The 18,670-nt window shown below is 66.6% G+C and carries 16 protein-coding genes and 1 pseudogene; 7 read left to right on the top strand and 10 right to left on the bottom strand.

Going from position 1 to position 18,670, the window contains the following annotated elements; all coding sequences use genetic code 11:
* Positions 1 to 25 precede the first annotated feature (25 nt).
* Together Bsp3421_RS10395 and pmbA are read left to right on the top strand one after the other, a co-directional pair.
* Positions 26 to 1,669 carry an ABC transporter ATP-binding protein/permease gene (locus Bsp3421_RS10395; protein ID WP_273995835.1) on the top strand — a complete coding sequence of 548 codons (1,644 nt, stop codon included), beginning with the start codon at positions 26 to 28 and terminating at the stop codon, positions 1,667 to 1,669.
* An 80-nt stretch (positions 1,670 to 1,749) separates the two neighbouring features.
* Entirely contained in the window at positions 1,750 to 3,081 is a 1,332-nt protein-coding gene (pmbA, locus tag Bsp3421_RS10400; RefSeq protein ID WP_273995837.1) for a metalloprotease PmbA, read from the top strand.
* Between the two features lie 47 nt (positions 3,082 to 3,128).
* Here the strand turns inward: pmbA and Bsp3421_RS10405 are convergent, their stop codons facing one another.
* Both Bsp3421_RS10405 and Bsp3421_RS10410 read right to left on the bottom strand, forming a co-directional pair.
* Positions 3,129 to 4,430 (bottom strand): UDP-N-acetylglucosamine 1-carboxyvinyltransferase, encoded by a 1,302-nt coding sequence (locus Bsp3421_RS10405; RefSeq protein WP_273995839.1) that lies wholly within the window; start codon positions 4,428 to 4,430, stop codon positions 3,129 to 3,131.
* Positions 4,431 to 4,535: 105 nt separating this feature from the next.
* A complete protein-coding gene (locus Bsp3421_RS10410) occupies positions 4,536 to 4,745 on the bottom strand; it encodes a hypothetical protein (protein WP_273995840.1) in 210 nt (69 codons plus the stop codon).
* Positions 4,746 to 5,132: 387 nt separating this feature from the next.
* On the opposite strand from Bsp3421_RS10410, the gene Bsp3421_RS10415 reads away from it, so the two are divergent.
* Both Bsp3421_RS10415 and Bsp3421_RS10420 read left to right on the top strand, forming a co-directional pair.
* Complete coding sequence (locus tag Bsp3421_RS10415; RefSeq protein WP_273995841.1) at positions 5,133 to 6,113, top strand: FecR family protein; 981 nt, start codon at positions 5,133 to 5,135, stop codon at positions 6,111 to 6,113.
* Between the two features lie 83 nt (positions 6,114 to 6,196).
* Positions 6,197 to 6,413 (top strand): annotated as a pseudogene (locus Bsp3421_RS10420) (transposase domain-containing protein); the annotation flags it as partial.
* Here Bsp3421_RS10420 and Bsp3421_RS10425 read toward each other — a convergent pair.
* A complete protein-coding gene (locus Bsp3421_RS10425; protein WP_273995842.1) occupies positions 6,396 to 6,830 on the bottom strand; it encodes a Fis family transcriptional regulator in 435 nt (144 codons plus the stop codon). The pseudogene Bsp3421_RS10420 and the gene Bsp3421_RS10425 overlap by 18 nt on opposite strands.
* Positions 6,831 to 7,160, bottom strand: a complete 330-nt coding sequence (locus Bsp3421_RS10430; RefSeq protein ID WP_273995843.1) for an STN domain-containing protein — start codon at positions 7,158 to 7,160, stop codon at positions 6,831 to 6,833. It lies immediately after the preceding gene.
* A gap of 586 nt (positions 7,161 to 7,746) precedes the next feature.
* Here Bsp3421_RS10430 and Bsp3421_RS10435 point away from each other — a divergent pair.
* Both Bsp3421_RS10435 and Bsp3421_RS10440 read left to right on the top strand, forming a co-directional pair.
* Positions 7,747 to 8,232 (top strand): RNA polymerase sigma factor, encoded by a 486-nt coding sequence (locus Bsp3421_RS10435; protein ID WP_273995844.1) that lies wholly within the window; start codon positions 7,747 to 7,749, stop codon positions 8,230 to 8,232.
* Complete coding sequence (locus tag Bsp3421_RS10440) at positions 8,232 to 9,236, top strand: FecR family protein (RefSeq protein WP_273995845.1); 1,005 nt, start codon at positions 8,232 to 8,234, stop codon at positions 9,234 to 9,236. Before Bsp3421_RS10435 ends, Bsp3421_RS10440 begins: the two co-directional genes overlap by 1 nt.
* Positions 9,237 to 9,448: 212 nt before the next feature.
* On the opposite strand, the gene Bsp3421_RS10445 is transcribed toward Bsp3421_RS10440, so the two are convergent.
* Both Bsp3421_RS10445 and Bsp3421_RS10450 read right to left on the bottom strand, forming a co-directional pair.
* Positions 9,449 to 10,762: an MFS transporter gene (locus Bsp3421_RS10445; protein WP_273995846.1), complete on the bottom strand. Its 1,314-nt coding sequence runs from the start codon at positions 10,760 to 10,762 to the stop codon at positions 9,449 to 9,451.
* A 142-nt stretch (positions 10,763 to 10,904) separates the two neighbouring features.
* On the bottom strand, positions 10,905 to 12,083 hold the full coding sequence (locus Bsp3421_RS10450; protein ID WP_273995847.1) for a M20 aminoacylase family protein: 1,179 nt from the start codon (positions 12,081 to 12,083) through the stop codon (positions 10,905 to 10,907).
* Positions 12,084 to 12,247: 164 nt separating this feature from the next.
* On the opposite strand from Bsp3421_RS10450, the gene Bsp3421_RS10455 reads away from it, so the two are divergent.
* Positions 12,248 to 13,150: a LysR substrate-binding domain-containing protein gene (locus Bsp3421_RS10455; RefSeq protein ID WP_273995848.1), complete on the top strand. Its 903-nt coding sequence runs from the start codon at positions 12,248 to 12,250 to the stop codon at positions 13,148 to 13,150.
* Here Bsp3421_RS10455 and Bsp3421_RS10460 read toward each other — a convergent pair.
* The 4 genes from Bsp3421_RS10460 to Bsp3421_RS10475 all read right to left on the bottom strand — a co-directional run bounded on the left by Bsp3421_RS10460 (position 13,083) and on the right by Bsp3421_RS10475 (position 18,524).
* On the bottom strand, positions 13,083 to 14,027 hold the full coding sequence (locus tag Bsp3421_RS10460) for a LysR substrate-binding domain-containing protein (RefSeq protein WP_273995849.1): 945 nt from the start codon (positions 14,025 to 14,027) through the stop codon (positions 13,083 to 13,085). The two genes, Bsp3421_RS10455 and Bsp3421_RS10460, sit on opposite strands and share 68 nt — an antisense overlap.
* Before the next feature lie 79 nt (positions 14,028 to 14,106).
* The gene (locus Bsp3421_RS10465; RefSeq protein WP_273995850.1) at positions 14,107 to 16,236 is read right to left on the bottom strand and encodes a phosphocholine-specific phospholipase C; all 2,130 of its coding nucleotides are present in this window, start codon (positions 16,234 to 16,236) and stop codon (positions 14,107 to 14,109) included.
* A gap of 33 nt (positions 16,237 to 16,269) precedes the next feature.
* A complete protein-coding gene (locus tag Bsp3421_RS10470) occupies positions 16,270 to 16,467 on the bottom strand; it encodes a hypothetical protein (protein ID WP_273995851.1) in 198 nt (65 codons plus the stop codon).
* A gap of 50 nt (positions 16,468 to 16,517) precedes the next feature.
* Positions 16,518 to 18,524, bottom strand: a complete 2,007-nt coding sequence (locus tag Bsp3421_RS10475) for a LamG-like jellyroll fold domain-containing protein (protein ID WP_273995852.1) — start codon at positions 18,522 to 18,524, stop codon at positions 16,518 to 16,520.
* Between the last annotated feature and the right edge of the window lie 146 nt (positions 18,525 to 18,670).

Raw genomic sequence — 18,670 nt, forward strand, 5'->3', positions numbered from 1 at the left:
ACCGCGCGCTTGGCGTTCGTGGCTCGTGTTCGGGATTGTCGTGGGGTTTGGGCTGATCGATGCTGCATTAGGTGCGAAGCTGTCGTTCCTCACGAAACAAATGACCGATGCGCTCGTATCCCGTCACGAAGTGGATTACTGGCACCTGTTCACACTGATCACGCTGATCGGGCTTGTAATCAATGGTGGGGTGTTGAGCCAGGTTTTCATATTCGCCTACAGTTGGCTGACTCTGCACTGGCGTGCCTGGATGACACGCGACATGATGCAGCATTACCTTGGCGGTCGGACCTATTTCAGAATCGAGCATGATGGCGATGTCGACAACGTTGACCAGCGTATCCAGCAAGAGACCATGCCATTTTGTGAGATGGTCGCTATGCTGCCCAAAGTATTGCTGGCATCCATATCGAGCCTGGGTGTACAGGGCTGGATCTTGCAATCGATCGCGCCGTCGCTATTTTACGGCGTTCTCGTTTATGGCCTCGGAACTACGGTGGCCACGTGGTGGCTTTACCGACCTCTTATCCGCTTGAGCTTCGATTCGACCGTGGCGGAGGCGGATCTGCGTTTTGGGATCCTGCACGTACGTAACCATGCCGAAACAGTCGCACTATATCGGGGTGAACTGGCGGAGGCGGCCAGTGTTGACAATCGCCTGACGCGCGCGGTGCGAATTGCGCTGGCGATCTTGCGGTATACCCTCGTGATGAACGTGACCGGGACTGGCTTAGGGCTGATATGGACGCTGATGCCGGTGCTGGTACTGACACCGTTGTACTTCACCGGAAAGATCAGTTTCGGTGCGATCGCACAGGGAACGGCATCGGCGGGTTTGCTGCTGGGCGGGATTAGTCAACTGACTAATTTCATCCCAATCTTTGCGTCGGCTGCGCCGCATGTCGTACGGCTCGCGCAGATTTACGAGAAGGCGAAGGCAGTGGAGGACGACGACGCGAATAGAGCGCGTACGGTAGCGCTCCGGCGCGGGCCGGCGGTCCGGATCGATCACCTCATGCTCCAAACCCCGGGCCGGGAACGCACGCTCTTAAATGACGTGTGCCTCGATCTTCCACCGGGCGAACATCTGCTGATCATGGGGCAGACGGGAGTCGGAAAGAGTTCGCTGCTGCGTGTGATGGCAGGGCTGTGGCGGGAGGGTCACGGAACAATCACGATGCCAGGACCGGACGAGACGCTGTTTTTGCCACAGCGGCCGTATATGCTGCTCGGCAGCTTGCGAGAGCAGATCCTCTATCCCGCGGTGGAGAGCGCTCTTAGCGACGCGGCGCTTCAGGCGCTGCTCGAAGAGGTCAACTTGCCGGATCTTGCGGAACGCCACGGCGGATTCGAAACGGTGATCGACTGGTCGCGCGTATTGTCGCTTGGAGAGCAGCAGCGGATCGGATTTGCGCGTGCGCTTGCAGCGCGCGCACGATACGTGTTTTTGGACGAGGCGACGAGTGCAGTAGATGTCGCTACCGAAGCGCGGCTGTATCGGGCGCTGGCCGCGAACGGCGTGACGTTCATCAGCGTCGGGCATCGGGCATCGCTTCTTGACTATCACACGCGCGTACTTGAACTGAGATGTGACGGCGAATCGCGCGTGATTAGTGTCGAGCGGGCACGTGACGAAACCGATCGTCTGAACGATGAACGCGCATTGTGAACGGCCGCGAAAATCCGAACTATTCCTATTGGCATTCCAAACAAATGAAAAACGTAAAATTCGATCAAGATAGTCACCTTTTGAATACTCAGTACGAACTCAAAGAAATTGCCACGGAGATCCTTCGCCACGCAAAGGCTATCGGCGCGACGGACGCCGCGACCAATATCTCCGAGGGCGACGACCTGTCGGTGTCGGTGCGCCGCGGCGAAGTCGAAACGATCGAGCACAACCGCGGCAAGATGGTCGACGTGACCGTGTTCATCGGCAAGAAGCGCGGCAACGCGAGCACGTCGGATTTCTCGCCGGACGCGATCAAGGATACCGTTGCCGCCGCCTACAACATCGCGCGCTTCACGGCCGAGGACGAGGCCGCCGGCCTCGCCGAGGCCGAGCTGCTCGAAACCGACCCGCGCGATCTCGATCTGTACCACCCGTGGGCGCTGACGACCGACGAGGCCGTCGAGCTCGCCCGCCGCGCGGAAGACGCCGCGTTCGCGGTCAGCCCGCAGATCTGTAATTCGGAAGGTGCAAGCGTGTCGGCACGGCATTCGCAGTTTGTGCTCGCGACGTCGCGCGGTTTCCTCGCCGGCTATCCGGTCTCGCGCCACAACATCGCTTGCGCGCCGATCTCGGGCAGCGGCCGCCACATGCAGCGAAATTCCTGGTATTCGTCGAAGCGCAGTGCGGCCGATCTCGCAGCGCCGGAAGCTGTGGGGCGCTATGCGGCCGAACGTGCACTCGCGCGGATGGGCGCGCGCCGCCTCGATACCCGCAAGGTACCGGTGCTGTTCGAGGCGCGGCTAGCGGCCGGCCTGCTCGGCATGTTCACGCAGGCGGTAAGCGGCGAAATGCTGTACCGGGACATGTCGTTCCTCGTTGACAGCCTCGGCGAGCCGGTGTTCGCGCCGCATATCCAGGTCGTCGAGGATCCGCATGTGCCGCGCGCGTTGGGCAGCGCGCCGTTCGACGTGGAGGGCGTGCGTACACGCGCACGCAGCGTCGTCAAGGACGGCGTCGTCGAGGGCTACTTCCTGTCGACCTATTCGGCACGCAAGCTTGGCACGCAGACGACCGGTAACGCGGGCGGCTCGCACAAACTCGCGCTGTGCAGCAGCAACACCCAACCCGGCGACGATTTCGACGCGATGCTGAAGAAGCTCGGCACGGGCCTCCTGTTGACCGAGCTGATGGGAGAGGGCGTGAACTATGTAACTGGCGACTATTCACGCGGCGCGGCGGGCTTCTGGGTCGAGAACGGCGTGATCCAGTATCCGGTCGAGGAGATCACTGTCGCGAGCACGCTGCAGGAGATGTTCCGGCATATCGTCGCGATCGGCGCGGATTCGATCGAGCAGGGCCCGATGGAATCGGGCTCGGTACTGATCGCTCAGATGACCGTGGCAGGATAGTACCCGCGGGGTACGGTCAGATTCGACTCATCCGCCTGCGTCGCGCGTCACTCGCCACTCGTCCACTCCACGTTCGCGCCGACCGAACGCAGGTTCTCGACGAAACGCGGATGGGCGCGCCGGATCGGCAGTGCGTTGAGGATCTCGGAGCGGCCGTCGATGCTCGCGGCCACCATCAGCAGCGCGATCGCGACGCGGATGATGTACGGGCTCTCGACCCGCGCGGGGCTGAGCGGCAGCCCGCCGAACGTGATCAGGCGGTGCGGATCGGACTGGAACACGTGCGCGCCGAACTTCGACAGCTCGCCCGTCCAGCCCATCGCGCCGTCGTACACCTTGTTCCAGAACATCGCGCTGCCCTCGGCGCGCACGCCGAGCGCGACGAAGATCGGCAGCAGGTCGACGGGCAGGTAGGGCCACGGCGCCGCCTCGATCTTGGTGAGAATGTTCTGCGTGAACGGCCGGCGCACCTTGAGCGGGCCGTCGCGCAGCGCGCGCGACCAGCCTTGCTCGTGCACGATCTCGATGCCGAATTTCGCGAAGGTCCGGTCGATCAGCGGAAACTGCTCGGGCGCGGAATTGCGCACCACGATGTCGCCGCCCGTGATCGCGCCGAGTGCGAGGAAGGTCGCGATTTCGTGGAAATCCTCGCTGAAACGGTATTCGCCGCCCGCGAGCCGCTGGCCGCCGCGCACCGTCAGGTGCGAGGTGCCGATGCCCTCGATTTCCACGCCGAGCATGGCGAGGAAACGGCAGAACTCCTGCACGTGCGGCTCTGAGGCCGCGTTGACGAGCGTCGAGACGCCGCCCGCGGCGGCCGCGCACAGCACGAAGTTCTCGGTGGTGGTGACGGACGCGTAGTCGAGCCAGTGCTGGTTCGGCGTGAGGGGGCCGTCGGTACGCACGATCAGCGAATCGGGGGTGCGCTCGATGCGTGCGCCGAAGCGCTCGAACACTTCGACGTGCGGATCGATCTCGCGCACGCCGAGCGTGCAGCCCTTGACGTCGTTTTCGAGCCGCGCCACGCCGAAGCGGGCGACGAGCGGCGGCACCAGCATGATCGACGAGCGCATTTCCTCGGGCAGCCGGTGCACGGCCGGGTCGAACGTGGTGGCGCGGTGGTGCAGGTCGAGCACGCCGGTCGAGAAATCGATCGCGACGTCGCTGCCGAGCATGCGGAAGATATCGAGGATCTTGCGGACATCGGTGATGTCCGGCACGCCGACGAGGCGCAGCGGCTGGTCGGTCAGCAGCGTCGCGCACAGGATGGGCAGGACGGCGTTCTTGTTGGCGGACGGGGTGATTTCACCGCGCAGCGGGGAACCGCCGTGGACGATCAGGTTTGACATGGTGGAGCCGGTGTTGGGGTGGCGCAAGGTCGATATGATGCCATTCCTTGCGCGATGTCCGCAGTTTCTGGTCGCATCGGCCGCGATTTGTCCGGTCGGCGCACATTACAGATGGCATTCACCCGTGGCGGGGACCTTGCGCCGACAGGTGATCGTCCCGCGTTCGAACAGGCCCGCGCGCGTGGGGATCGACCTGGCTTCGTCGCGCGTCTCGAAACCGACCGCGCACAGGCCGCTGCCGGGATCGCCGCCCGCGTCGTCGACGCTTCGTACCGGAGGCGAGCAGGCGCGGGCCGGGCCGGGAAACCCAGGCACGGGCTCCGCTCGAATGGCTGGGTTGGTCGACGGTCTCGGTGATGTATCCAAGGCGGGGAGGAACGGGGGGATGGTCTGCGCGGCGCGGTGCCGGCACGGCAGCTGCGTAGATCAGGCCGACCCGGAATGCGGGATCGACGGCGGCGTAGTGACTTGCTCGACGTCCGAATCGGGGATGTGCTGGTGCGAAGTGCCCGACGGCTTGCCACCCCGACGGAGAGCGGTGCGCGTTCGTGTAAGCTGAACGGCGTGACCTACGACGAAGCCGCCACGGAAATGGGCGTCCGCCCGGGAGTGGCGCGGCGGTACCCTGTTGAAGCGATGCGGGCCTGTCGCCAGCGACTGCTACAATCGGGCCCCGTAAAGCCGGACTAATCGACGCGCGCCATGCAAGAATCCATGCCGTTGAGCGAAGAAGTCAGAAACGAGATCGACAATCTGCTCGCGTCCGTCGAGCATGGCGATGCGCGGCAGAAGGCTGTTGCGCGCGCATCCCTGCTGAAGCTGCGCGAGGCGAGTGACGCGCATCGAACGTACATCGAGGAGCAACAGGCGGCAGATGCGATGATCGACGGCAGCCTGGATGCGTTGCGCCGCCGGTATGACCGGCGTTTCCCCGAGGCGCATCATCGCCAGCCCCAACCCGCCTTGAAAAAGAGCTGGCTTCGGTTTGGCGCCGTTCTCGGCGCGCTCGCGCTCGGCGCCGCTGCAACTATCTGGATGATTAACCCGGTCCTTTCTCAACAGGAAGGGCGCGCGCCAATTGGGCAACAAGCCCGATTGACGCTTGATGACGGCAGTCAGGTTCTGCTCAATACCGGCACTACGATTCAATTTTCGAACCGGCTGCGCTCGCGGGAGGCGACGCTCGTGCGCGGCGAAGCGCTGTTTGCCGTCGCGCACAGCGGACTGCGGCCGTTCGAGCTTCGCGCGGGAAGTGCCGCGGTTCATGACGTAGGCACACGATTCAGCGTTCGCTTACGTGATCCGGGAATCGATGTCGCCGTGCTGGAGGGCGAGGTCGGGGTCAAGTTCCGGGGGCAGGGGAAGTTCATTCAATTGGTCGCAGGTCAGGCCATCCGCTCGGATGGCGTGCGTGTGGTTCAACTGCCGCGTACCGACGCGCTCATCGCGTGGAAGGATCAGCGCCTGGACTTCGACCATACACCGCTCTCCGAGGTGGTCCGGGAACTGCAGCGATACAGGGCGACGCCGATCGTTCTTGCGGACCAGCATGCTGGCGAGGCTCGTATCAGCGGAGGGTTTTCGAGCGCCGATCCGGATCAGCTGCTGAGGACGTTGCCTTTGGTGATCGCGGTTTCAGTCAGCTTCGACGCGGATGGCACTGCCAGGATTGCTTCGCGGTGACGTTCAGCGAGCGCGTTGCATGGCTGGATGCAGTGATTACCATGCCGGTCTCCACCCCGGCTCGGAATTCCGTCGGCGCCGACATGTTCGCGGGCTCGCTGCGGGCGGGGCAGCATGGCGCTGCGATCAGGCCTGATCCGCCCGGCGCAACTCGACGGGCGCGACCCGCACGCGTATCTCAAGGACATCCTCACGCGCCTGCTCACGCACGGGGCCGGCGACACGGCCGCGTTGTCGCCGCATCGCCGGCAACCGAAACCCGCGACCGCCCGACCTGGCCCGTCAAGACCGGGCCGCTGACCGTTTACGCTCCAGACGTTTCGCAACCTGATCAATGACCCTGACGGGCGTCATCTGCAGTTGCGCGTCGTGCTCGGTGACTAGTGCGGCGAACTCTTTTACTGCCAGCGCGTTGAAGCCATAACGACCTTCAGTACCGGCGGACAATGCGTCGCGCGCGGTATTCTCATAATCGTCGACCGGTCGCACGACACTGTTTCCATAGCCGAGCTCTTCGAGCATCCTGCTTGCCACCGCCACTCGCATCAACGCCTGCAAGGCCATCAGGGAGCCGGTTCCGGCCCGTAGCGCCTCCAGATGCAGGTGATATTCAAGCGACAGGACATCCTGGATTGGCTGTGGCAGCGGCAGCAATTCAGTTTTCATTGCCGTCTGGTTGGCACTTGCCTTTCTCAGGCGAGTTGGCCAGTTTTTCATCTATTCAACACTCCTGTGTTTTGTGTCATCTGAGGTCGCAGGTGACATGCCGCGCTCAGGCGGCGCGACAATCACGTACGTGTGCGCATCGATCTGTTGAACCTGCAACCCGGTTCCGCGCAGCAGTTGCTCCAGTGCTTTATGCACGGTCAACTGGCCGGTCAGCGCCGGGGACGTGCGATTGGCCACCAACGCATCCGACGCCAGGATGTTCGCGCCGCTCGTGCTTGCCAGCGCCGCCAGCGCCTTGGCCAACGTCTGCGCCGGCAAATCGATTGATGCCGTCTGGGCATGCGCCGCGATGCTTGCTGCGCCGAGAACCGCAACCATTGCATGTGCGGATCTACTTGCCCAACCCCTCTGTCTCATCGTGTTTGTCTTCTCGTGTGTCTTCGAAGTTTCTAAGTGCTACGCCTTCAACGGGCTTGTTTTGCTCGTTTGGTGTTAAAGGCGAACGACGTGGGCAAAGCGTAGGGGCAAGTTTCCGAATTATTTCTATCGAGTCGATTTAGCCATCGTGTAAAACTATTCGGTAGACAGGCACCCCGTCCGGGACGAAGCGCAATTTCCTCGACGAACAGGGAGAGGAATGGAGCGCAGCGTTGCGCGCAAATCTGAACGGCCAACTGATCGGCATCGGCGCGATTGATTTCTCATCGTCGGCACCGTGGAAGCGCTTGCATCGATCGTGCAGAGCGGAATGTCGAACGCGCACACGTAGTCGTGCTGGCCATATTCTGGTCGGGTAAGCTTGTCCGGCTGCTTATCGTCGTGACCGGCGATAGCGCCGCGTCGGGGGGGATCCCGATTGACCAGGTATGTCAACGTCGGCTTATATCCGTCTTCCGAGCTTCGGCGAGATCAGGATGCTTGGCGCGATATGTACGGCACGACAAAAATGGATTTAGGAGGGGGAATGGTCGAGGATCTGGTGCAAGGCTATCTGCGACTGCGTCGATTGCTCACGCGAGAACTCGGTTCGGACGATGCTGCCGACCTCGCGCAAGAATCGTTCGAGGTGGCACTGCGTTACTGTCAAGCGCACACGGTTGAGTCGCCCGGTGGTCTGTTGTTCAAGATTGCGAATAACTTACGGATCGATCGTGGCAGACGAAAATGGCAAGTGATGGCCTCCTTATCCGAGGTCGAGGACGAGGAAGGACCGAGCTGCAACGTGACACCCGAACGCGAATATGAAGGGCGGCAGACATTGACGAAGCTGTGCGAAGTGCTCGATAGGCTGCCTCCCCGTCAACGGGAGGCGTTCGTTCTGTGTAAATTGAACGGTATGACCTACGATGAGGCCGCGGCAGAAATGGGCATCCGTCCTGGGGTCATACAGCAGTACCTGGTCGAGGCGATGCGGGCCTGTCGTCAGCGACTATTACAGTCGGATGCGTAATGTCGAACTCACTCACACGCGCAATGCAGGATATCGTTCCGTTAAGCGACGAAGACAGAAACGAGATCGATAATTTGCTCGCGTCGGTCGTGCACGGCGATGCGCGGCAGAAAACTCAGGCGCGAGCGTCTCTTCAGGCGTTTCGCGAGGCGAGTGACGCACATCAGACCTACATTGCCGAGCAGCAGGCGGCGGATACGATGATCGATGGAAGCCTGGACGCGCTACGCCGTCTCTATGATCGGCGCACCCACATTTCACCCGATCGCCGACGCCGGACTTTTCCCGGCAAGCGGCGGTTGCGCGTCGGCGCCGTGTTCGGCAACCTTGCGCTCGGCGCGGCCGCGGCGATATGGATGATCAATCCCGTTCTGTCGCAACAGGACAGCGTCGCCCAAGTCGGGCAGCAAACGCGGTTGGTGCTTGATGATGGAAGCCAGGTTCTGCTCAACACGGGTACGGCGATTCAGTTTTCGAACCGGCTGCGCTCGCGCGAAGCGAAGCTCGTGCGTGGTGAAGCACTTTTCACCGTCGCTCACCGCGCGCTGAGGCCGTTTCAACTTCGCGCGGGAAGCGCGGAGATCCACGACATCGGGACTCAATTCAGCGTTCGCCTGGTCGATCCGGCAATCGATGTCGCCGTGCTCGAAGGAGAGGTCGCGGTCAAGCTTCCGGGGCAGGGCGCTTTGATTCAAGTGCTCGCCGGCCAGGCCGTTCGCACGGATGGCGTACGCGTACTTCAGCGTCCGCGCGTCGGCGCGCTGGTCGAGTGGAAGGATCGACGCCTGGATTTCAACCACACACCGCTTTCCGAGGTGGTCCGGGAACTGCAGCGATACAGAACGACGCCGATTGTTCTTGCGGACGCACGTGCAGGCGAAGCATTGATCAGTGGGGGATTTTCGAGTGCCGACCCGGACAGGTTGCTGAAGACCATACCATTCGTCGCCCCCGTCAAAGTAAGCTTTGATGCGAATGGCACGGCGAGGATTGCTTCGCGTTAGCGCGTTCCGGCGAGCGTCCTGCATGGGTGGAGGCCTCTCGACTTCAATGCGCGCGCCGGTGTTCGTGGGCCTGCCGACGGCGGATCACGGCGATCGTCTCCATCCGTGCTCGATGGGCCGTCAGATGCGATTCGAATCAGGCCACTCCGCTATCAGGACGCCTGCCGCCGAGTACGAGGCAGGCGTCGAGCCGGGCATCACTCGGGCGCCGCTCAATCCAGCGCGCGCCCCGCATACTCCTTCAGCCCATGCAGCGCGACGAGCGTCAGCACCCCGCAGCCGATCGCATACCACGCGGGCGCGTTCGGATTGCCGGTCGCGGCGATCAGCCAGGTGACGAAGAACTGCGCGAAGCCGCCGAAGATCGCGACCCCGAGGCTGTATACGAGCGCGCCGCCCGTCGCGCGCACCCGGCGCGGAAACAATTCGCCGAGGATCGCGCCGCAGGCGCCGATGTTGATCGCATGGACGAGCGCGAGCGCCGCGACGATCGACAGCAGCGAGCCCGCGCCCGGCCAGCGGTTGAGCGCCACGAAGGCCGGGTAGATCGCGATCATCAGCACGATCCGCGTCCACCAGACGATCCGGTTGCGGCCGTGGAGGTCGGACAGGTAGCCGCCGAGCGGCGTCGCGAACGTGAGCACCGCGCCCGCGACGCAACCGGCCGTCATCGACAGCCAGACGGGCAGGTGCAGCACCTGCACGCCGTACAGCGCCATGTAGAACACGATGATGTAGTGGATCGAGGTGCCGCCGATCGTGATCCCGAGGCCGACCAGCACCGCGCGCCGATGGCCGCGCAGCACGTCGACGAGCGGCAGCGGCGCGGCGTCGGGCGTCGCCGCGCCCGGGATCGGGGCGGCGGGCACTTCCTCGACGGTGCGGCGCAGCCAGTAGCCGATCGGCACGAACAGCGTGCCGATCACGAACGGCACGCGCCAGCCCCAGCTTTCGAGCTGCGCGTTGCTCAGCAGCGTGGTCAGCGCGACGGCGGTCAGCGCGCCCGCGAGCGCGGCGAAGCCCTGGCTCGAATACTGGAACGACGCATACAGGCCGCGCCGGTGCTGCGGCGCCTGTTCGAGCAGCAGCGTGGTCGAGGCGCCGACCTCGCCGCCCGACGCGAAGCCCTGCAGCAGCCGCGCGACGACGAGCAGCACCGGCGCGGCGAGGCCGACCTGCGCGTAAGTGGGCGCGACGGCGATCAGCGCGGTGCCGAGCGCCATCAGCAGCAGCGTGACGATCATCGCGCGCTTGCGGCCCACGCGGTCCGCGTACATGCCGATCACGATGCCGCCGAGCGGGCGCGTGACGAAGCCGACGCCGAAGCTCGCGACCGCGAGCATCAGCTGGCCGAACGGCGAATGCACGGGAAAGAACAGCTTGCCGATCAGGATCGCGAAGAAGCTGTAGACGGTGAAGTCGTAGAACTCGAGCGCATTGCCGACGGCGGCGGCGGCGATCAGGCGGCGCCGGCGGGCGGCGGACGAGGCGGCGGGCGCGGCGGGCGTGCAGGCGGTGGTGTCCATGATTCCTCGCGGGGCGGGCAGGGGACGGGCCCGCGCAGCCCGATGCGGGCGCGCGGACATGACGCTAAAACGACTACGATGCGGGTGCGGGCCGCGCGACCCGGGGGCCGGGCGGCGGGCGCGGCGGCTGCCGGAGGCAGGCTCAGGCGAGCCAGGCTTCGGTGAGCCGCACCCAGTAGCTCGCGCCGATCGCGAGGATCTCGTCGTTGAAGTCGTAGCCGGGGTTGTGCACCATGCAGCCGCCGCGGCTGCCCGTGCCGTTGCCGATCAGCGCATAGCAGCCGGGCCGGGCTTCGAGCATGTAGGCGAAGTCCTCGCTGCCCATGAGCGGCTCGGCTTCCGCCTCGACCCGCTCGGCGCCGAGCATCTGCCGCGCGATGTCGCGCGCGAACGCGGTCGGCTCGGGATGATTGACAAGCACCGGATAGCCGTAGTCGTAGTCGACCTCGGCGCGCACGCCGAAGCTCTCGGCCTGCGCGCGCGCGAACGCGTCGATGCGGGCCGCGAGCAGCGCGCGCACGTCGGGATCGAGCGCGCGCACCGACAGCTTCATCACCACGGTGTCGGGGATCACGTTGAAGGTTTCGCCCGCCTGCACGCTGCCGACCGTGATCACGGCCGCCTGCTGCGCGTTCACCTCGCGCGCGACGATGGTTTGCAGGCCGATCATGATGCTGCCCGCCGCCGACATCGGATCGCGCGCCGCGTGCGGCATCGCGCCGTGTCCGCCGACGCCGCGCAGCGTGATCGTCACGCGGTCCGACGAGGCCATCGACGCGCCGGTGCGGAACGCCATGTCGCCCGCGGCGCGGCCGGGCATGTTGTGCATCGCGAAGATCGCGTCGCAGGGAAAGCGCTCGAACAGGCCGTCGTCCATCATCGCCTTCGCGCCGCCGAAATTCTCCTCGGCCGGCTGGAAGATCAGGTTGAGCGTGCCCGAGAACGCACGGGTCGCGGCGAGGTGGCGCGCGGCCGCGAGCAGCATCGCGGTGTGACCGTCATGGCCGCATGCATGCATGCGGCGCGGCACCTGGCTCGCATACGGCAGGCCGGTGGCCTCGCTGATCGGCAGGGCGTCCATGTCGGCGCGCAGCCCGAGCGTGCGCGCGCCCGCGCCGGCCCGCAGAACCCCGACCAGGCCGGTCTTGCCGAGCCCGCGATGCACCTCGTAGCCCCAGCCGTGGAGCAGGCCGGCGACGAGTTCGCTGGTGCGGGTCTCCTCGAACGCCAGTTCGGGATGCGCGTGGATGCGGCGGCGCACCTCGATCAGCTCGGGGGCGATGTCGGCGATGCCGGGAATCACGGGGTTGACGGACAGCATGCTTGTCTCCTTCGTTGTATCGGCGCGGTTGAAATCCGACGCACGTGTCGACGAAGCATATAAAGTTCTGTCGCGCACCATAAGCTGATAAATTCCGATGGTGCCAACCCTGGGTTGCCTCCCCATGAACGCCGCGCGCGGCGTTCGCCACCGCGATTCGTCCGATGAAATACCACCAGCTCAAGGCTTTCGTGACGGTTGCCGAGGAAGGCAGCATCCGCGCCGCCGCGCGCGCGCTCAATCTGTCGCCGGCCGCGCTGACCAAGGCGATCAAGGAGCTGGAGCAGGCGCTCGGCGTGTCGCTCGTGGTGCGCACCGCGCGCGGCGTGCAGCTGACCGCGTTCGGGCAGCAGCTGCAGGTGCGCGCGCGTCTGATCGTCGCCGAGATGCAGCGTGCGCGCGACGACATCGAGCAGGCGCAGGGCGCGGCGACGGGCGCGGTCGCGGCGGCGATCACGCCGGCCGCCGCCGTCTCGATCCTGCCCGACGCCTATCAGGCGTTCCGCCGCCGCTTCCCGCTGACACAGGTCAGTTTCTTCGAAGGTTTTCCGGGCGTCGCGCTGCCGCGCCTGCACGACGGCACGCTCGATTTCGCGGTCGCCGTGGTGATGCCGGAGCGGCTCGCCGCCGAGTTCGACCATGCGCAGCTGTACGCGAGCCGGCTGCGCATCGTCGCGCGGCGCGCGCATCCGCTCGCGCGCTGCACCTCGCTTGCCGATCTCGTCGACGCCGACTGGCTGCTCAATCCGTCGCCCGAAAGCTCCTCGCAGATGCTGTGCCAATGCTTCGAACAGCACGGGCTGCGGCCGCCGCATCGGGTGGTGGAGTGCCCGAGCTTCGCGGTCGCGCACAGCCTGCTGCTCGGCTCCGATCTGATCGCGGCGGTGCCGGAGCAATTGCTGTCGATCGAGTGGGCGCGCGGGCAGCTCGCGGTCATGCCGATCCGGGAAGCGATCCCGCCCTTGTCGGTGCAGGTGGTGACGCGGCGCGACAGCCCGCTCACGCCGGCCGCGGCGATGCTGCTCGACTGTCTGCGCGACGCGGCGCGCCGGCACGGCTTGGCGTGAACGGCGCGCGCGGCGCATTCGCGCTGGGCACGCAGGCGAGGAACGTGTCGATGAGCCGGGCGGCGCGGCGCGCGTCGAGGCAGTACAGATACTCGTGCAGCATCGGCGCCGGCGGCGCGAGCGGCACGGCGCGCAAGGCCGGATCGCCGGGCACCTCGCCGCGCGGCAGCACGCTGACGCCGAGATTCAGGCGGATCGCCTCGTAGATCGCCTCGCGGCTGCCGATCACGGTGTGCGGCGGCAGTTCGAGGCCGACGCGCGCGAGCGCGGTCTCGAACACGTGCCGCGTCATCGAGCCGGACTCGCGCAGCAGCAGCGCGCAGCCGACCAGTTGCGCGAGATCGACCTGCGCATGACGCGCGAGCGCATGATCCGGGTGCATCACCGCGACGAGCGGATCCGAGGCCACGAGCCGGCGCGTCACGCGCGGGTCCTCTTCGAGCCGCGACGACACCGCGAGATCGATCCGGTATTCGAACAGCGCCTGCAGGATCTGCTGCGAATTGCCGATCTCGAGGCTCAGCTCGACGGCCGGGAAGCGCTCGCGGAACGCGGCGATGCTGCGCAGGATGTAGTAGGGGCCGGTCGCGCCGATCCGCAGGTTGCCGCTTTGCAGGCTGCCCGCGTTGCGCAGCAGGAAGTCGACGTCGCTGCCTTGCTGCGCGAAGCGCTCGGCGTGCGGCATCAGCGCGACGCCGACGTCGCTCAGCTCGAGCCGGCTGCCGCGCCGATGGAACAGTTCGACGCCGTAGCTTTCCTCGAGCTGGCGGATCCGGCCGGTGACGGTCGGCTGGCTGAGCTTCAGCTGGCGCGCGGCGGTGGTCACGCTGCCCTGGCGCGCCACCGCGAAGAAGGTGATCAACAGGTCGCCGAGCATGGGCGATCACGGCCTCTCGCGTGGATAAACCGCCAGTGTGACGCCCGTTTGTGACAGCCGATCGCGACCGGCCGCGTCCTCAGCTGCCGAGCGCCGGATCGGAGCGGCCGTCCTTGCCGGTTTCCAGGCGACCGGCGAAGCGCCGCGAGAAGCCGCCCTGCGGCGCCGTGACGGTGAAGTCGTACCAGTTGTCCTGGCCGGCCAGCGGCCAATGTTGGTCGAGCTGCCGCCCGGCCGGCACCGTGAAGCGCCACGGGCCGTCCTTGCGGTACGCGTTCGGCGTGACCGTGAAGGCGGCGTCCGCGGCGCCGGTGTTGAGCATCGTCAGGTACAGGTGCGCGTTCGCGATGTCGTAGCAGACGCGGATTTCCGGCCCGCTCGCACCCGCCGCCGAGCTGGCCGACAGGTCGCCGCGAAACGCGCGATGGAAGCCGTTCGGCCCCAGCACCCACAGGTCGTAGCGGCCGCGATCGCTCGCGAACGCCTCCCAGCGATCGGCCAGTTCCTTGCCCGGCTCGACCGCGTAGCGGCGCGGCACCCGGTCCAGGTGCAGGCGGTCGTACACGTGGAACACGGCGGCCGCCTGCCCGGTGTTGCGGAAGATCAGCCACAGCGCGCGGCCCGGCGCATCCTCGCGGCTGCTCACGTGCAGCTCGTAGGGCAGCGCGCGCGACGGGCGCTGGCCGTCGTTCTGCGCGGGCAGGCGTTGCGCGGCGGTCGACGGCAGCGGCACCGGGTTTTTCGCCTCCTGGCTCTTGCGGATGTCGTCGGCCGCCTTGCGCGGGCGGTTCGGCAGCGTCGCGAGGCCCTCGTTCGGCGTCACGAAATTGAAGGCGGACATCAGGTCGCCGCAGATCGCGCGGCGATACGCGCTGATGTTGGTCTCGGCGACGTCGAAGCGCTTTTCGAGGAAGCGCAGCACCGAGGTGTGGTCGAACACCTGCGAGTTGACCCAGCCGCCGCGGCTCCACGGCGACACCACGTACATCGGCACGCGCGGGCCGGGGCCGTACGGGCGGCGGTCGACGTGATACTCGCCGCGCGTGTCGACGGTCGATTTGCCGGCGAGCGTATCGCCGTCGTAGGCGGGCGCGCAGGGCGGCGGCGCGTGATCGAAGAAGCCGTCGTTCTCGTCGAAGTTGACGAGCAGCACGGTCTTGCTCCACACCGTCGGGTTCGCGGTCAGCGCGTTCAATACTTCCTGCGTGTACCACGCGCCCTGCACCGGGCTCGACGGCCCGGGATGCTCGGAATAGGTTGCGGGTGCAACGATCCACGATACCTGCGGCAGCAGGCCCGACGCGATGTCGTCCTTCAGCGCCTGCAGGAAGCCGCCGTCCGGCATGGTATTCGACACGCCCTTGAGCAGCGGGCTGACGGTCTCGTCGTTCGGCGTGTACGGCGGATACGGCGAACCGTTGGCCTGGTTGCCGCGCCGGCGGTTCGCGTCGCGGTAGGCCTGGAAGCCGGCGAGCGGATTGTCGGTGTAGTTGTCCGGCATGTTCTGGTACACCTTCCAGCCGATCCCCTTGGCCTGCAGGCGTTCGGGATAGGTGGTCCAGGTGTAGTTGGCCTTGCCGTCCAGCGATTCGCCGATGTTGTCGATCGACGGCCCGCCGCGCGCGCCGCCCGGGTCGTTGGTGCCGGTCCAGTGGAACAGCCGGTTGGTGTTGGTGCCGCCGTGGAACGAGCAGTGATAGGCGTCGCAGAGCGTGAACGCGTCGGCGAGCGCGAACTGGAAGTCGAGTTCCGTTTTGGTGTAATGGCCCATCGACTGCGGCTGCTTGTAGGTCGGCCACTGGTTCATCCGGCCAAGATCCCACGCGCTCTGCGCATCCGGGTAGCTGTGCGGCGTGCCGCTGACCCGTTGTGCGTTGCCGATGTTGCTGTCGAGGTAGTAGGGCAGCACGACGCGGCTCGCGCCCTTGCTGTCGGTATAGGTCTGCTGCCATACGTCGCGGCCGCCCGCGAGCGGGATCGGGAAACGGTCGCCGAAGCCGCGCACGCCGTTGAGCGTGCCGAAGTAATGGTCGAACGAACGGTTCTCCTGCATCAGGATCACCACGTGCTCGACGTCGCGGATGCTGCCGGTCGCGTTGTTCGCGGGGATCGCGAGCGCGCGGCGGATCGAATCGGGGAACGCGGCGAGCGCCGCCGTGGCGGCGGCGCTCGTGCCCGCCAGCTTGAGGAAATTGCGTCGGCTGTTCATGTCGGAGTCTCGGTGCGGTTCGGGACGGCGCGATCAGGGCGCGCAGCGCAGGTTCGGCGTGCTCGCGGGCGTTTCGCCGGGGGCGGTGGGCTGCTGCGGGGACGCATCGCCGTTCGGCTTGCCGGGCGGCGCGGTGTCGTCGTCGCCGCCGCAGGCGGCCAGCGCCGCGCAGACGAGCGCCGCCGCGTACCAGCGCGTGCCGCGCGGCGTCAGGGAAAGCAGGGAAGGCATCGGTCGGGACCTTTCTCGATGAAGTCGGAGGGCGGAAGTCATGGCGGGTGTCACGGGTTCAGCGACGACAGCGGCTGGCGCGACGCATTGATCGACGTCAGCTCGGCGAGCGACAGGCGGCGCGTCCACATCGCGAGATCGTTCAGTTCCATCACGCCGCGCAGTGCGTCGGGGTTGTTGCCGTAGTAGTTGTGAGTGGCGTCGTCGTTGATGCCCCAGGTGCCGGTGCCGAGCCCCGCGAGCTTCGTGACGTCGGTGTTCGCGATCGCGCGGTTCTCGACCTTCTGTGCGCCGAGCACCGGATCGAGCACGTAGGCGCTGAACAGCCGGGCCCGCGCGTCGATCGACAGCGCGACGTAGACCCATTGGTTCGCGCTGAACTTCAGGCCGTTGATGTCGTCGCGCCGGCCGCCGCTGCCGAGGTTGAAGCGCAGCTCGCACGCGCCGAACAGGCCGATCGCGATGCCCGCGTTCGCGCCGGACGTGTAGTTCTTGTTCGCGATGACGGGTTCGCCGCTGCCGTTGCCCTGCGTGCAGTCCGAGCGGAACCAGAAACCGAGCGTGAATTGCGGCTGCTGCGCGAGATCCGGGCCGGTATGCGTGAGCTTGTACGAGTCGATGCGCGAATCGACGCGCAAGGACTGGCCCGCGAAATTGTCCGCGCCGGCGCTGCCGCCGTCGGACGCCGCGCTCCAGGGGCCGAGCGTCGATGCCCGGCGCAGGTCGGCCGGCGGCCACGCGTCGAAGCTGTAGTAGAGCGCGAGCGCGTCGCGCAGCGTCGGCGCGAGCGGCACGGGGGCGACATAGTCGATGCGCGCCTGGTAGGCGACCGGCACGCCGTCGCGCACCAGCACGTAGTCGAAGCTGTGAGGGCCGTCCTCGATGCCGAAGTGGCCGTCCGTGTAGCGGGTGGTCGCGGGATCGAGCGTGGCGAGCCGCTTGCCGTCGCGCCACAGCGTCATCGGCGTGTTCGTGGCGGCGGGATTGCGCCAGCTCAGGTCGAGCGTGTCGCGGTAGCGGCTGACGGTGCTGGCGAAGCCGCGCGCGCCGAGCGCCGCGCCGATCAGCGGCGCGCCGGCGAAGCGCGCTTGCGCCGGGTCCGCCGCGATGCCGAAGTGCGCGAGCACGGTGGGGGTGATGTCGGTTTCGCTCGGCAGTGCGCTCAGCGCCGCCTCGGTCACGGGCGCGGGCGCGCCGGGCGAGGCGAGCGGATTGAAGGCGGTGCCGAGCGCGATGAAGGCGGTGCGGTTGTCGACCGAGGCGATCGGCGTGGCCGAGCCGGTCGCGTCGAGCCCGTGCGCGGTGGTGACCACCACGAGCCAGGCTTCGCCGGGCGTCGCGGCGCGGCGTGCGGCCACCTCCGCGAGCAGGTCGCCGAGCGCCGTGTCGACGCGTTGCAGCGCGAGCGCATAGCGGCCGTCCTGGAACCCGGCGGCGGCCGCCGCGACGGCGGGCGCCGCGTAGTGCGCGAACACGAGGTCGTAGCCGCCGCGGATCAGCTTCGTTGCGTTTTGCGTCACGCAGGCTTCGGCCTGCGCGCAATCGACCTGCGTGCTCAGGTCGCCGCGCCGCGCATCGGCTTGCAGCAGCGCGGCCAGCGTCGCGGTGCTCGTCACGGCGCCCAGCCGGCGCGTCGCGCCGCCGTCGGCCGTGCGCAATGCATGGAACAGGGTCGGCGCGGCGAGCGAGCCCGCCGACGCATCGTCGGCGACGCCGTGCCGATCCTGCCAGGTTCCGCTCAGCACGCTCGCCCAGCTCGGCCCGTCGACGGGCGCCTGCTCGGTCGGCGTGCCGGGCGCGCCGCCCGTCGCGCTGGGCGTCAGCGACAGCGTGGCGAGGTTCGGCAGCGTGCGCTGCACCAACGCGCGCTGCACTGCCGTGTAGGTCGCGCCGTCGACGCCGACCAGCAACACTTTCGCGCGCGGCGGCGTGGAGACGGGCGGCTGCGCGTCGGTGCGCGCGCCGCTTGTCACGCCGTCGTCGCCGCTGCCGCACGCCGCGACGAGCACGCTCATCGCGAGGCAGCCTGCGAGCCCCATCCATCGTATCCGGGCCATGTCCCCATCCTGTTGGAATCCGCGGCCGGACGGAGATCGCCCGGCTTACAGAGCAGCGAGGATAAGCATGCGGAGCGTCATGAAAATGACAGGAAGCAGAAAGAAATCGATGGATGGGTCGGAATTTTTTACGCGCGAGCCCGGCA

It is taken from the genome of Burkholderia sp. FERM BP-3421 (genome assembly GCF_028657905.1).
In the GTDB taxonomy this organism is placed as follows: Bacteria; Pseudomonadota; Gammaproteobacteria; order Burkholderiales; family Burkholderiaceae; genus Burkholderia.